Here is a 14,952-nt window from a genome sequence, read left to right on the forward strand (position 1 = left end):
TACCCATGAGCCGTCCGCGCACGCCCGTCGCCGTCGGCTGACACCGACGGGCGCGACGGGCTGCCCTCACACAACGACTGCAGGTTCTTCGGCGCGCTCGATCGGGCGCTGTTTGCTGCCCACGATGAAGGCGGGGCGGAACACATAGACGATGGCCGGCATGATGAAGAGCGCGCTGAAGGCCGAGATGAACAGCCAGAGCGCGATCAGCAGGCCCATGTCGGCCTGCAGCCGCAGTGAAGAGAAGCTCCACAGGCCGACACTGGTGATCAGCGTCAGCGCGGTCACCAGCACGCCGCGGCCGGCGCTGGACAGCGCCTTCACGATGGCGCGCTCCACATTGGGGTTGTGGTGCAGCTCCTCACGGATGCCATCGACGATGTAGAAGGTGTAATCCACCCCCAGGCCGATGCCGAGCGCGACCACCGGCAGCGTGTTGATGTTCATGCCGATGCCGTGCCAGGCCATGTAGCTGAAGGTAATGGTGTTGGACAGCATCACCGGGATCATGAAGAACACCCCGGCCACGGTAGAGCGGTAGGTCACCGTGCAGCACACCACCAGCACCAGCAGCGCCAGCGCGATCGCCTCGATCTGGCCGGCCAGGATCACCTCATTGACCGCCGCCAGCACACCGACCAGACCGCCGGCCAGCAGGTAGTCGGCCTTGTCCATCGGGTTCTGCGCCACGTAGTCCTGTACCCGGGCCACCGCGGTGCGGATGGTTTCGCCCTGGTGATCGCGGAAGAACAGCGTGACCGCACCGTTCTTCGCGTCGGCATCGGCGTAGCGATCCATGTCGCCCGGGTCAGAGCCGGACACGAACATATAGGTCAGTTCCGAGTTCTCGCCGGCGTCATTGCCCAGTTCGGCGTACATCGGATTGCCTTCGCGCAGCACGCGGCGCACCTGCGGCAGGATGTCGGCCAGCGAAATGCTGCCGCCGACCTCGGGCTGCGCTTCCATGTAGCGCTGGAAGTTGGCCATGCTGGCCAGCACCTCCGGCTCGCGCATGGCGCCCTTCTCCTTGCCGGCCACCACGACGAACATGCGGTCCGAGCCCTGGAACTGGCGGTTGATGTCGGTCGCGTCGCGGTTGTAGGAGGAGTCCGGCCACAGGATCGGAGACCCCGGATTCGCGTCGCCCACCTTCAGGTTGAAGGCGTACCAGCCGGACAGCAGGAAGGTGATGCCAGCCAGTGCCAGCACGACATAGCGTGCGCGCGTGGTGACCACCGCCGCACAGCCGCGCAGGATGGCTTCCAGCACCGGACGGATGTTGAGCGGATGCACGAAGCCGCCGTGGCCGCTGAAGAAGGACAGCATGACCGGCGTCATCACCAGCGCACTGATGAAGATGGAAAAGATCCACACCGTGCCGATGTAGGAAATCTTCTCCAGCATCGGGATGGGCGTCAGCGCCACCACCAGCACGCAGCCGGCATCGGCCACGATGGCCAGCATCGACGGCTTGAACAGATTCTTCGCGCTGGCCACGGCGGCAGCCGCCGAACTGCTCGCACCGTGCGCGATCTCGTCGTCGTAACGGGAGATGAGCTGAACCGAGTTGGAAATCGCCTGCGCGGTGATCAGGAAAGCCACCACGATGACCAGCGGGTCGAGGTGGAAGCCCATCAGCTTGGCCGCGCCCAGCGCCCAGATCGCGCTGATCACGCCCGCCAGCAGCGGCAGTACGGTGCCGTGCCAGGTGCGGGTGATGAGCAGCAGGATGATGACCAGCGATGCGATGGCGGCGAAGAAAATCTGGATGGTTTCGTCGAGGTAGTAATTGACCCAGCCATACAGCACCGGCTCGCCGACCACGCGCACCATCACGCCGTCGCCGTCGGCCTCCTTGACCAGACCCATGATCTGTTCGAAGGCCTTGCTGTAGTTGATGTCACCATCCAGGAAGTCGGCCGTGATCAGCGTGGCCTTCAGGTCCATCGACACGTAGGGGCCGTAGATCAGCGGGTTGTTCAGCACCGCTTCCTTCAGCACCGCCATTTCGGCCGGGCCCTTGGGCAGTTCGGGCCACATGATGGGCCGCGACTCCACGCCCTCGGTCGAGGCGCGCACCTCCTTGATCTTCTTCGATGCGATCGAAATGATCTGGTAGGTATCGACGCTATCGACCTGCTGCAGGCCCACGGTGATCTTCTGCACCTTGGCCAGCACCGAGGGCTTGAAGATGTCGCCCTCCTTCACCTCGATCATGATGCTCACCATGTTCGAGCCGCCGAAGGTGGACTTGAACTGCTGGTTCACCGCCACATACGGGTGATTCTTGGGCAGCAGATCGCTGAACACCGTCTTCACTTCGACGTGGCTGGCCAGATACCCCATGACCGCGGTGAGCACTGCCACTGCCATCACCACCCAGGTGCGGTGGCGTATCAGTGCAGCAAATATGTGTTCGACCTTGCTGAAGGTTTCGTTTTTCACGGCTGTCTCCCCCTGCGCTTTCTTATCGACCGACGATGGTCAGCTTGCCGTCCTCGAGCACGCCCAGATTGGCGCCCGACACGTAGTAGCGATTGCCGGCGCGCGTGATCTGGGTGCGCCAGGACACGTCGCCTTCGGCGATGCGGCCAAGCTTCCAGTCGGTCGCTGCGGCATCCGAAGTCACCATGACGCCCTTGTCGCCGACCGCGACCCAGCGGTTCTCGTCCCAGGCGATGTCGAGCAGGTGTTCGCGGGTCAGCGGCGGTACATCGCGCCAGGTGGCTCCGCCGTCGCTGGTAATGAGCAGCGTGCCGGTCAGGCCCACGGCCACGCCGTGCTGGTCGTCGCGGAAATCGACGCCCATCAGGCTCACCTTGTTGTCCAGTTCGTTCTGGGTCCAGGTCGCGCCGCCGTCGGTGGTGCGCATGACGGTGCCGAATTCACCGACCAGCCAGCCGTTCTGGCCGTGGAAGAACACGTCGTTCCAGGCGCGGTCCTTTTCGTCCATCGCCCGGGTCCAGGTCACGCCCTTGTCGTCCGAGCGCAGCAGCGAGCCGAATTCGCCGACCGCCCAGGCCACGCCGTCGAAGATGCGCACGCGGAACAGCTTGTTCGGGTTGTCCGACTTCGGCACCTGCGCGGCCTTCCAGCTGCTGCCGCCGTCGGCGGTGTAGAGTATGACGCCGTGATTGCCGGCCACCACCGCGTGCTGGGTGTCCCAGGCGGCGATGCCCTGCAGGTTTTCGTAGGTGTTGCTGCCCTGACGATGCCAGCTGCGTCCGCCGTCATCGCTGCGCACGATCTTGCCGCCGCTGCCGGCAGCCCATGCGGTCTGTTCGGTGGGGGCCACCACGCTGAAGAAGTTGTCGCGCCGCTCGACCGCCTTGGGCTCGACCTTGTTGATGACCGCTTCCGCCTTCACGAAGAAGCCGGCGTACAGCAGGCCACCGATGATGGCGATGGGAAGCGTGGAGGTGACGACATTGACCGCGGCACGTGCACCGCTGCCGAACCGTTTGAGCTGGTGAAGCATCTTCAGTCTCCTTCTGGCGCCGTTCAGTGCGCTGCGCGCACGACGCTTTTCATGACCTGAGCGGCTGTTCCGGCGTGAGCGTCCCCCTGCAGCCTGAAAAGGCCGCATGCGGGTACTGCCGATTCCGCATCAGGGTGCCGGGTGAAAGGCGGCCGGCCTGAACCGGCCGCTGTCGCTGCGACCGGCCTCCTCCGGCCGGTCGCGCCGGGGCACCTTGTGGGCGCCCCGGCTGTCCGTCACGACGCCCGTTCGGGCACCGGGAGGCCGACCCACTCCTTGTAGAAGGCTTCGATATCGGGCTCGAAGTCGTGGATCACCGGGTACCACGGGGTCGGTGCCTCGACGTCGTGCAGCGTGCCGCAAGTCGGGCAGTAGTACTCGCGGTACACCTGCCACTTGGTATCCGGCGCCATCAGCTTCGGATAGACCTCGGTCATCGCCTCTTCCGTGTCGCGGACATAGATGTGGGCGTGCATCTTCCAGTTGTCGGTGTAGTCGCAGAACTCGTGACCACAATCGCACTTGATGACCCACTGCTTGTTCTTCGCGGACTGCACGATGTACATGTGCGGGGCCAGCGGCAGAACGATCTTGTCCTTGAACGTCACCTTCTTCTGCAGCGCCTCGACGTACTGCTTGAAGCGGCTGTTGTCCTTGGGCATGGACAGCATGCGGAAAGTGGTTTCCCAGTCCAGCGTGCCCTCGGCCAGGTGAGCGACCTGCTCATTGGTGTAAGTCGACATTTATTGCTCCTTGATTCGCGTGTTCGTTCAGGTGGAGATCACTCTTCGACCTGGACGACGGTGGTGACGTCAGGCATCAGCGACAGGTCCATGCGGTGCTTGGAGCCGTAGGACGGAACGCCCAGTTCGGTCTCCAGCAGTTGCCAGTCGGCCGGCAGGCTCCAGAAGTCCTTGAAGTGCTTGGTGAACTTCTCGGACAGCGCGAAGCTGGTGGCGAACATGTGCTGGACGGCCTGCGACGCGTGCTTGTTGATGATGCGTTCGCGCTCTTCCTTCATCCACTCGCGAACCGGCACCGCACGGGCCAGACGTTCCTTGCGCATTTCGGCGCGACGGGCCTGGGTCTTGGCCACATCGACGACGTAGGCGCCCTTGGCGTTCTGGGTGAACACCGCGCCGTACACCTTCTGGGCGTACTCGGGCAGCAGGAACTTCTCGTTCAGATCCTTCTCGATCGCCTTCGGCTCGCGGTCGATCGGGTCACCGAAGCCGGGGCCGCCACGCAGGTAGTTCAGGTACAGATCGTGGTTGTCGTAGCAGTCCTCGGTGGTCATGCACTGCTTGTCGCGCTTGATCCGTGCCGTGGCGTCGATGTTGTGCTCGTAGGTCGGCGCGGTCGGATCGAGGTCGCCACCCAGCGGCAGGCTTTCACCGTTGGCGATGCGACGCTCCAGGCCTGTCTTGTGGGCTTCGAAGCGGTAGCCGGTGGCTGCCGGGTAACCACCCATCATGCCCCAGTCACTGTTCATGAAGCCGTTGCCCATGAAGAACATGGTCCAGTCCTGGGCGTTCCACACCATGCGCAGCGTCTCGAAGCCGCAGCCGCCACGGTACTTGCCGTAGCCGCCGGAATTGGCCTTCACGTTGCGGCCCATGTAGAGCAGCGGTTCGGCCATTTCCCAGATTTCGATGTCGCCCATGTCGCCTTCCGGATTCCAGATGGCGGCGGCATGGTTCAGACCGTCCTTGACCGCGCAGGCACCGGTGCCGCAGCTCGATGCTTCGAAGCTGTTCACCGCGTGGATCTCGCCGTCCTGGTTGATACCGCCACCCTGCAGCCAGTTCGAGGTGTTGGCATTGCCGGCGTTGACCTCTTCGAGGTAGCCGCGGCTGAAGTAGGACTGCGACAGACCGCGCCACAGCGCAGCCCAGCCGGACACCAGGAAGTGCCAGGCGTAGGCGTGGCCGGTGCGGCGGTCATCCGGGTTGCACCAGGTGCCCTTGGGCAGGTGGAACTCGGTGGCGAAGTAGGCACCGTCGTTGATGCGCTGCGTCGGCACCAGCGTCTGGCACATCATCACCCAGATGCCTGAGGTGAACGCCACCTGGTGGGCGTTGAAGGTGTGCCAGCCCCAGCGGCTCGCGCCTTCGAAATCGAGGCGCCACTTGCCGTCCGGCTTGATCGTCATTTCGCACGGCGAGTGCATGATCGAATCGAGCTTGGCGAAGGCCGAGGACACCTGCACGTCGTCGTGCTTGTACGGCACATCAACGAAGGACACCTTGCGGTACTTGCCCGGCAGCGTCATCGCCTTGATGCGGCTCATCAGGCCACGACGGCCTTCTTCGATGACTTCGTAGGCGAACTTCTCGTAGGCCTCGATGCCGTCGGCACGGATCACTTCCTCGACCAGTTCGCGGATCATGTGGCAGCCGGCGATACGGGTCTTCTCGTCGAGAATCCAGTACTTCGGCGTACGCACCGAACGCTGCGACTCATGCAGCCAGTCGCGCAGCGGCGTGTCATTCACGCCGGTCTTGCGGCAGGTGATCATGTAGCCGTCGCCGAAGCGCTGTACCTGACCGGTCGACATCGAGCCCGGGGTCACCGCACCGGTGTCGATCACGTGGGTCACGCCGCCCACCCAGCCGATCAGACGGCCTTCCCAGAAGATCGGGACGATGGTGGCGATGTCGCACGGGTGCACGTTGCCGATCGAGCAGTCGTTGTTCGTGAACATGTCACCGGGGTTGATGCCGGGGTTGGCTTCCCAGTTGTTCTCGATCATGTACTTGATCGCCGCGCCCATCGTGCCGACGTGGATGATGATGCCGGTCGAGGTGAGCACGCAGTCGCCGACCGCGTTGTACAGCGTGAAGCACAGCTCGCCTTCCTGTTCCACGATCGGGCTGGCAGCGATCTTCTTCGCGGTTTCGCGGGCATGCACCAGACCGCCGCGCAGCTTGGAGAACAGCTTTTCGTAGCCGATCGGGTCGGCGTCACGCAGCTCCAGCTTTTCCAGACCGTTGTAGTGACCGGACGCCTTGGTCCGCTCGATGATGCCGTCGCGGAACTGCTTCAGCGTCTGGCCGTTCTTCAGCAGATCGGCAAAACCGGTCTCGTTGTTACTCATCATGTTCATGGGTGTCTCTCCTCACTTGACTTCTTTGAGATGGAACAGGCGGTGCTTGTCGACGAAGGTCTCGAAGCCGTCCGGCACAACGAAGGTGGTCGCATCCGATTCGATGATGGCGGGGCCGACGATGTGGTTGCCCGACTTCAGCGCTTCCATCTTCCAGATCACCGCATCGACCCACTTCTTGTGGCGATAGAACGGGCGGGTACCGATGCGCGCTTCCGGCGGCGGCGTCGGGCCGCAGTCCGGGTCTTCCGGCAGCACCGGCTTCTGCGTCACCACGGTGCCGCGCATGATTGCGCCGGTGGCCGAGAAGCCCAGTTCCGGCGAACGTGCGGAGCTCGCATAGACGCGGCCGTAGGTGTTTTCGAAGGCTTCGACGATCTTGTCCCAGTCGGACGCGGTCGCAGCGGTCGACACCGGCGAGATGATTTCCAGGTCGTTCAGCTGACCCATGTACTGCATCTTGTAGCCGGGGATGAGCATCACGTCTTCCGGCTTGAAGCCGTTGATGACGAACTCTTCGATCACCTTGCCCGCCAGCTCGGACCACGCAGCCTGCAGGGTCTGGCATGCGGCTGCCTTGTCGCCATCGCTGGCCAGCTGGGCGACACCGAGGTCGACCGACTTGTCGTAGCGATATTCGAAGTCGGCGCAGGCGCAGCCGAAGGCCGAGAAGCCGGCCGCCCAGGCCGGTACGACGACGTCCTTGAAGCCGACGCCTTCGGTGTAGCCGTAGGTGTGAACCGGGCCGGCACCGCCGTAGGAGAAGCAGGTGAACTCGGCCGGGTTGTAGCCCTTGGCGCTGATGTTGGCGCGCAGGTATTCCGACAGCGTCAGGTCGAGCAGTTCGATCACGCCGGCGGCGGCGTCTTCCACCGACAGGCCCAGCGGATCGGCGATCTGCGCCTTGATGTGGTCACGCGCACGCTGCACGTCGAGCTTGATCGCACCGCCGAGGAAGTTGTTCGGGTTCAGGTAACCCAGAACGACGTGGCAGTCCGACACCGACACCGTGTCCAGGCCGCTTTCCGGCCAGCAGGTGCCGACGCGGTAGCCGGCGCTGTCCGGACCCAGCTTCAGCGACTTCGAGTACGGATCCAGGCGAACAAAGGAACCGGCGCCGGCACCGACCGAGTCCATCGCCACCAGCGGCAGCGACAGCACCAGGCGGGCCATGTCCGGATCGGACTTGATGGCGAACGAACCCTTGGTGATCAGCGCCACGTCGAACGAGGTACCGCCGATGTCCGAGCAGGCGATGTTCTCGTCACCCAGCGCTTCGCCCAGCAGCTTGGAGCCGATCACGCCGCCGATCGGGCCGGACACGATGGTGCGGGCCAGTTCCTTGGCCTTCCAGCTGATGGTGCCGCCGTGCGTGGCCATCACGCGCAGGTCGAACTTGCCGCCGTGCTTCTTGAAGCGGTCGCTCACCTTCTTCAGCGTCTCGCGCGACGGTTCAGCGCCATACGCTTCGAGAATGGTGGTGTTCATGCGGTGGCTTTCCTTGCGCTGCGGGTAGTAATCCACCGAGGCAAAGACCGGGATGCTGGAACCGAGCTTCTTCAGCTCTTCCTTCACGATGTCGCGGGCGCGCTGTTCGCTGGTGCCGTTCTTGTGCGACTGCAGGAAGCAGATGACGATGGCCTGGGAACCGGCATCGACCAGTTCCTTCACCGCGCTGCGCACTTCGGCTTCGCGCAGCGGAATCACCACCTTGCCTTGCACGTCGGTACGCTCGGTCACGCCGCGGGTACGCGACACCGGCACCAGCGGCTCGTCATAGCGGTGCGTGTTCAGGTGGATGCGGTCTTCCAGCGCGTAGCCGAGGTAGCTCTGCAGCGCGCGGCCCATCGAATGCACCTGCTCGAAACCGCGATTGCAGATCAGGCCGACGTCCAGGCCCTTGCGCATCAGCACCCGGTTCAGCATCGCGGTGCCGGAGTACACGCAGGTCACCAGCTCCGGGTACACGTCATCGACTTCGCGGCCCCAGTGCGCCAGTGCATCGACCGACGAGTTGTAGATCGCCAGGGATTCGTCCCCGGGATTGCTCTGTGCCTTGCCGACCACGAAGCGGCCGTCCGCACGGACAAAGAAGGTGTCGGTCATGGTGCCGCCTGCATCAATTCCCAGCACCTGAACCGACGAATTATCGATCGTCATCTCCACGTCTCCATTTGAATAGTCCACCTGCTCTTCGCCTCCGGCCCCGGTGGGCCGGCGTTTCCTGATCGATCTGGCCGCGATCGAACACAGCCTCTTGTGCAAGGACGGTGCCAATGCGTCCACAGGGCGTGAAGATGCGCGCAAACAACTGATTAAAAAGACGAATAAATTTCACCTGTACAGGCGATCTTGACCCTTCAGGCATCGGACGGATGGAATTCGGACGGCATCGGAAAGACCGACCGTAGTGCGATCGGACTGTCCGGAAACCCGCGTCGGACGGTCGTTTCAGAGGAATTGGAATGGTGCGGCGCAACAGACACCTGCATGCAGGCACAAGCAAATCCTCGCGAGCACAGGCGTGCTTCGCCGGGAGCGCCATTTCGAATCGAAAGCCGCATGTCATCGGAGGCCTGATCGCGGCGGGGCGCCGCTCCCACACGCCCTGGCGACGACCTGCACGGAATGGTGGGTGCGGCGCCTCGCCGCGATGAAGCCCTGGAACGGAGGCCGCGCGTAAGCAATCGCCCTATCGCGGCGGGGGCGCCGCTCCCACACGACCTTGCAACGACCTGCGCGTTTCAGTGGGAGCGGCGCCCCCGCCGCGATGGCTGCCGTGGAACGGAAATCACCCGCGATCCGCCGCCCTGTCGCAGCAGGGCGCGGCGCGCTCAAGGGGTGGCGACAGACTGCGCGCAGCCTTCAGCGCAGCAGGATGGACTTCACCCGCCACACGTGTTCGACCGGACGTCCGGATGCCGGCAGCGCATGCAGGCCGCGGCGGGTAGCGTCGCGTACGGCGATGCGTTGCAGCCAGTGCGCGAGCGATGCGAAGCCGTGCATGTCGACCTCTGACCAGGCATGCATGCGCATCCAGCACCAGTGAGCGATGTCGGCAATGCTGTAGCTGCCTGCCAGATAGTCGGCTTCGCGCAGACGGCGATCAAACAGCGTGAACAGCCGGATCATTTCGGCACGTGCCGACTTGGGGTCGGCCGCCCGGGCCGGATCGGCGCCATCTACCGGCAGCATGAGCCACTGCATGACGCGGGAACGGCCGATGGCGTCAGCCGGCATCAGCTGCCCGTGACGTTCGGCGAGGTAGATGAGGGCCGGGCCGGCGTCGCTGATCCGGCAGCCGTCGGCGTCGTGATCGATGATGACGGGTGCGCAGCCGCAGCGGCTCACCCTCTGGAAATCCGGCGTCAGCCCCGGCCCTTCGCAGGCGCTGGCCGGGTGCACCGCATAGGGGATGCGCAGCTCTTCGAGTGCGATCGAAACCTTCCAGCCCTCAGGCGTCGGCGCAGCGTAAAGGTCGATCATTCGCGCATCCCCCGATGCAGTGCTCTTGCGTTCCGGCCGCGGCGCACGCGGACGGTTTTCAGGCGCGCGCGCTCGGGCGCGCGCTCACTTCACGGTGCCAGCGCAGCAGGTTGGAACAGTCGGCCGGAATGCCGATGTCTGACCAGCCGGCAAACTCGATGCTGCAGAAGGTGGTGCAGTCGGCCACGGTGAAGTGCTCGCCCGCCACGTAGCGGTGCTTGCCCAGCTGCTGGTCGAATTTGCGGAAGAAATGCCCGATGCGCTCGCGGCCACGCTCGACCAGCGCCGGAATCTGCGCCACCGGCGAGGCGAAACCCGGCAGGCCGCGGTCGCGGAAGGCGTCGGCGGTGTTACGGAACACTTCGCCGGCGGCCATCATGCCTTCGTCGAAAGCACGTCGTTCCCACATATCGACAATGGCGCGCTCATAGGCATTGCGGCCGAGCATGGGTGGCGCCGGGTGCAGTTCTTCCAGATAGCGGCAGATGGCCATCGACTCGCCGATCTGGCGGCCGTCCGGCAGTTCCAGCATGGGCACCATGGCCTGCGGGAATTTCTCGATGTAGTCGGCGCGCAGGCGCAGGTTCTCGCCGGACACCTCGACGATGTTCAGGTCCAGATCCTTCTCCGCGAGAAACATGCGTACCCGCTTCGGGTTCGGTGCGGCGTGCCAGTCATACAGTTTCATGTGTCGGTTCTCCCAGGGGCTCATCACAACATGTCCGAGTGTTCGGCCAGATAGGCGGCCACGCCGCGGTCGCTCGGCGTCATGGCCTTGCGTCCGCGCTGCCAGCCGGCCGGGCACACCTCGCCATGCAGCTCGGTGTGCTGAAGCGCGTCGATCACCCGCAGCAGTTCGTCGATGTCGCGACCGAGCGCCAGGTTGTTCACGATCTGGTGCTGCACGATGCCGTCGCGGTCGATCAGGAAGGTGCCGCGCAGCGAAATGCCGGCCGGCCCCTCGACGCCGTAGGCGCGCGATACCGCGTGCGTCATGTCGGCGATCAGCGGATAGCTCAGCGGGCCGACGCCGCCATCGGCATAGGACGTGCGCTTCCAGGCGAGATGGGTGTAGGCGGAGTCGATGGAACAGCCGACCACGTCGACATTGCGCCGCGCGAATTCCGCCATCCGCCGCTCGAAGGCGATCAGTTCCGACGGACAGACGTAGGTGAAGTCCAGCGGATAGAAGAACAGCACCGTGTAACGCCCTCTTCCGTCGGACAGCGTGAAAGGACGGAACTCGTTGTCACCCCACACCGCGTTCTCGGTGAAATCCGGCGCGGTCTGCCCCACCAGCGTGCTCATGTCGCCTCCTTCTTCGAAACGATGTCCGGACGGAAAAGACGGGCGCGGAAGGGTTTGTGCTGACGCCCTGCCGGCGCCGGGTCATAGCCCTCGGGCTGGCGCCAGGCCATCAGGCGCTGATAGCTCGCCAGCAGCTTCATGAAGTGCGGCAGCGCGCGTCGGGCCGGCGATGTTTCGTCGTACAGATCCATCAGCTCGCGCAGTTCGCGCAGCGTGAAACCCAGCTGCACCGCGGCGGCCGCGATGATGAGGCGGTCATCGTCGTCGCAGGCGTAGCGGTCGGCACCGTCGGCGCGGATGATGCCCAGTTCCTCGAAGGCGGCGACCCGACCCAGCGGAATGCCGTAGCCCTGCACCAGCTTCTGCAGCGTCATCAGCGTGGCGCGCGCGCTGCGGCGCATGGCGGCATCCGGCGCCGCGGCCGCCGCCCTCAGCACAGCACCACCGGCGCGGTATGGACCGGCGCGCCGGTGCGCGCGATCACGTCATCCACGCTCACGCCGGGCGCCAGTTCCCGCAGTTCCAGACCGTCGGCGGTCACCGCCAGTACGCACAGGTCGGTGATGATGAGATTCACCACGCCAACGCCGGTCAGCGGCAGATCGCACTGCTTCAGGATCTTGTGTTCACCGCTGCGGCTGCAGTGCTCCATCATGACGATGACACGGCGCACGCCGGCCACCAGATCCATCGCGCCGCCCATGCCCTTCACCAGCTTGCCCGGAATCATCCAGTTCGCCAGGTCGCCGCGCTCGCTCACCTGCATCGCGCCGAGGATGGCGAGGTCGATATGCCCACCGCGTATCATCCCGAACGAATCGGCACTGCTGAAGAAGCTGCTGCCGGGCAGCGTGCTCACCGTCTGCTTGCCGGCATTGATCAGGTCGGCGTCGACCTCGTCCTCGGTCGGAAAGGGGCCAATGCCGAGCAGGCCGTTCTCCGACTGCAGCCACACGTCCATGCCTTCGGGAATGTGGTTGGCCACCAGCGTGGGCATGCCGATGCCCAGGTTCACGTAGTAACCGTCCTTCAGTTCGCGCGCCGCGCGGCGCGCCATGTCGTCCCGGGTCCAGGCCATGTCAGGCGCTCCTCGTGGTGCGTTTCTCGATGTGCCGCGACGGCGTCGGATTGACGATCACCCGCTGCACGAAAATGCCCGGCGTATGGATCTGGTCCGGGTCCAGCGCGCCGGTCGGCACCATTTCCTCGACCTCGACCACCGTGGTGCGGCCGGCGGTAGCGATCATCGGATTGAAGTTGCGCGCGGTCTTGCGGAACACCAGATTGCCGGCTTCGTCCGCCTTCCACGCCTTCACCAGCGACACATCGGCCACCAGCGCGTGTTCCAGCAGATAGCGCTGGCCACCGAAGTCGCGCGTTTCCTTGCCATCGGCCACCGGGGTACCGACACCCGTACGGGTGTAGAAGGCCGGAATGCCGGCACCGCCGGCACGCAGTTTTTCCGCCAGCGTGCCCTGCGGCGTCAGTTCCACATCCAGTTCGCCCGACAGCAGCTGACGCTCGAATTCCTCGTTCTCGCCGACATACGACGCGATCATCCGCCGCACCTGCCGGTTGGCCAGCAGCTTGCCCAGCCCGATGCCATCGACACCCGCGTTGTTGCTGATCACCGTCAGGTCATGCGTGCCGCTCTCGGCGACCGCGTCGATCAGCTGTTCCGGTATGCCGCACAGCCCGAAGCCGCCGACCGCCAGCGTCTGTCCGTCCTTCAGCAGTCCCTTGAGCGCGCTTTTCGCGTCCGGGTAGCGCTTGTTCATCTGCCTCCTCCTTGTGCTCGTGCTGCCTGTCCGCACCGGGCTGTGCGGCGTACGGGCATGCAGTGCAAAGCCCGTGCCCACGCCGTTCTGCGGCATCGCAGCAACAACGGAAGGCATGCGGGACAAGGGTTTTCATGGCGATGCACGAACGGAATGCTGCAGCCCGCACGCAGCGCAGTCCGGAAATCGTCCGTCGTGGCAGACGACCGGGTCCGACTTTCAGCCGACCGGCGTCGACATCCGGATACCCCATTGCGAGACCGGACCATTACGGCCCGGACACAGGCGGCGCAAGGGCAGAAAATGAACAGGCGGAGGGCGGAATTCGGCGCCACCCGAGCGCCGCAAACATGCGCTTCGACCGGCCGGAATCCGCAGTCTGCCGGCGGTTGCATACAGGCGAAGCAAGTGGGATCGTGCGGGTGTTGCGCGCAGGACATCCGATCGCCGGGGCGCTGCCCTCCGATCACCCCAACGATAATCAGGAGGTCAGGAAATGAACCCGCATCTGCTCAGGCGCTCCGCGCTCACTGCTCTGCTTGCCCTGCTGCTCGGCAGTCCGGCCCAGGCCGGCATCTACATGAATCTGTCCGGGATTCCGGGCACCTCGGACACCATCGAACGCAAGGACTGGATCGACCTCCAGAGCGTGCAGTGGGGCGTCGGCGTCGGCATCTCGTCAGCGGTGGGCGGCGCAAACCGCGAGGTCAGCCGACCGAGCTTCAGTGACATCGTCTGGAGCCAGGATGTCGACACCAGCGTACCGCTGCTGATGAACAGGCTCCTCAGCCGCCAGAGCATTGACAAATCAACCATCGACCTGGTGGCCCCGGCGCAGCAGAAGACCGCCGGCAAGCCCTATCTGCAACTGGAAACAAAGCACGTCGCGATCACCGGCGTATCGCTCGCCAACACGTCAGTCAGCGCATCTCAGGCTTACAACAGCTTCAGCATGAGCTATGACCCGATCGCGTTCGGTCAGGACAAGGGAGATAAAGTGATTGCGGAATACGATCTGGTCACAGGAAAGGGCACGCTGCGGGGCGCCGTTCCCGCTGCAGCAGACGGCTCGCAGGAAAAGGTCACATCCGGCATCTACATGCGCCTGGGCAGCGGCGACAAGGCCATCGCCGGTTCCAGCCGGGCGGAAAACTACGAGAACTGGATACGGATCGACTCGGCGCAATTCGGTGTGGGTGCCGCATACGGCGCCGGACAGGCTAGACCGGGTGTGCCGTCGCTCAGCGAGCTGACGATCACGCAGGCCTTCGATCAGACCGTGCCGGTGGTTTTCCACAATCTGGTCAGCGGGCAATCCATCGGTCAGACCGTGATCGACTACGTACAGTCCGGTCAGAACGGTCAACCGGTCACCTTCATGCGGCTGGTGCTGGAAGATGTGTTGTTCAGCAGCCTGTCACTGTCGACCGGCGGAGACCTGCCCTACGTTTCGGAAACGCTGAACTTCTCGAAGTTCTCGCAGACGGTATGGCAGATCGGTACAGACGGCCTGCCCGGAGAATCGACCTCCGCCGGCTATGACCTCGAATCGATGAAGAGCATCGGTGCGCTGCAGCTGAAGGACGCAGCCCGCTTCGGAAACGGCCTCGCGTACCTGGCTGCCTCCGGCAGCACGGACACGCCGCCGACGGCTCCGGCACCGATACCCGAACCCCGGACCGCGCTGATGATGCTGGCCGGCATCGGCGTACTGGCCACCGTGGTGCGCAGACGGCGGATGGCCTGAACGCGGACTACCCCGGCTTCATTCCGCGCCCCGCGAGGCGCGGAATGCA

12 protein-coding genes are annotated in these 14,952 nt (G+C 64.5%); 1 reads left to right on the forward strand and 11 read right to left on the reverse strand.

Annotation, left to right across the window (positions count from 1 at the left end; genetic code table 11):
- Positions 1–66: 66 nt before the first annotated feature.
- From METUNV2_RS0110580 to METUNV2_RS0110630, 11 genes are all read right to left on the reverse strand, one after another.
- On the reverse strand, positions 67–2,445 hold the full coding sequence (locus tag METUNV2_RS0110580) for an efflux RND transporter permease subunit (protein WP_018229446.1): 2,379 nt from the start codon (positions 2,443–2,445) through the stop codon (positions 67–69).
- A 22-nt stretch (positions 2,446–2,467) separates the two neighbouring features.
- A complete protein-coding gene (locus METUNV2_RS0110585; protein WP_018229447.1) occupies positions 2,468–3,478 on the reverse strand; it encodes a WD40/YVTN/BNR-like repeat-containing protein in 1,011 nt (336 codons plus the stop codon).
- Positions 3,479–3,714: 236 nt separating this feature from the next.
- Positions 3,715–4,221, reverse strand: coding sequence for an acetone carboxylase subunit gamma (locus METUNV2_RS0110590; protein ID WP_018229448.1), 507 nt, complete (start codon positions 4,219–4,221; stop codon positions 3,715–3,717).
- A gap of 38 nt (positions 4,222–4,259) precedes the next feature.
- Positions 4,260–6,584 (reverse strand): hydantoinase B/oxoprolinase family protein, encoded by a 2,325-nt coding sequence (locus METUNV2_RS0110595; RefSeq protein ID WP_018229449.1) that lies wholly within the window; start codon positions 6,582–6,584, stop codon positions 4,260–4,262.
- A gap of 12 nt (positions 6,585–6,596) precedes the next feature.
- A complete protein-coding gene (locus tag METUNV2_RS0110600) occupies positions 6,597–8,744 on the reverse strand; it encodes a hydantoinase/oxoprolinase family protein (protein ID WP_018229450.1) in 2,148 nt (715 codons plus the stop codon).
- A 705-nt stretch (positions 8,745–9,449) separates the two neighbouring features.
- Positions 9,450–10,070, reverse strand: coding sequence for a glutathione S-transferase family protein (locus tag METUNV2_RS0110605; RefSeq protein WP_018229451.1), 621 nt, complete (start codon positions 10,068–10,070; stop codon positions 9,450–9,452).
- Positions 10,071–10,128: 58 nt separating this feature from the next.
- A complete protein-coding gene (locus tag METUNV2_RS0110610) occupies positions 10,129–10,758 on the reverse strand; it encodes a glutathione S-transferase family protein (RefSeq protein WP_018229452.1) in 630 nt (209 codons plus the stop codon).
- Positions 10,759–10,781: 23 nt separating this feature from the next.
- Entirely contained in the window at positions 10,782–11,378 is a 597-nt protein-coding gene (locus METUNV2_RS0110615; RefSeq protein ID WP_018229453.1) for a peroxiredoxin, read from the reverse strand.
- The gene (locus METUNV2_RS0110620; protein ID WP_018229454.1) at positions 11,375–11,779 is read right to left on the reverse strand and encodes a hypothetical protein; all 405 of its coding nucleotides are present in this window, start codon (positions 11,777–11,779) and stop codon (positions 11,375–11,377) included. The genes METUNV2_RS0110615 and METUNV2_RS0110620 overlap by 4 nt, the downstream gene beginning before the upstream one ends.
- Before the next feature lie 29 nt (positions 11,780–11,808).
- Entirely contained in the window at positions 11,809–12,456 is a 648-nt protein-coding gene (locus tag METUNV2_RS0110625; protein WP_018229455.1) for a 3-oxoacid CoA-transferase subunit B, read from the reverse strand.
- A gap of 1 nt (position 12,457) precedes the next feature.
- Entirely contained in the window at positions 12,458–13,156 is a 699-nt protein-coding gene (locus METUNV2_RS0110630; protein WP_018229456.1) for a CoA transferase subunit A, read from the reverse strand.
- Between the two features lie 496 nt (positions 13,157–13,652).
- Here METUNV2_RS0110630 and METUNV2_RS0110635 point away from each other — a divergent pair, with 496 nt between their 5' ends.
- Positions 13,653–14,903: a type VI secretion system tube protein Hcp gene (locus tag METUNV2_RS0110635; RefSeq protein ID WP_018229457.1), complete on the forward strand. Its 1,251-nt coding sequence runs from the start codon at positions 13,653–13,655 to the stop codon at positions 14,901–14,903.
- Positions 14,904–14,952 lie beyond the last annotated feature (49 nt).

This window comes from Methyloversatilis universalis EHg5 (genome assembly GCF_000378945.1).
GTDB classification, from domain to species: Bacteria; Pseudomonadota; Gammaproteobacteria; order Burkholderiales; family Rhodocyclaceae; genus Methyloversatilis; species Methyloversatilis universalis_A.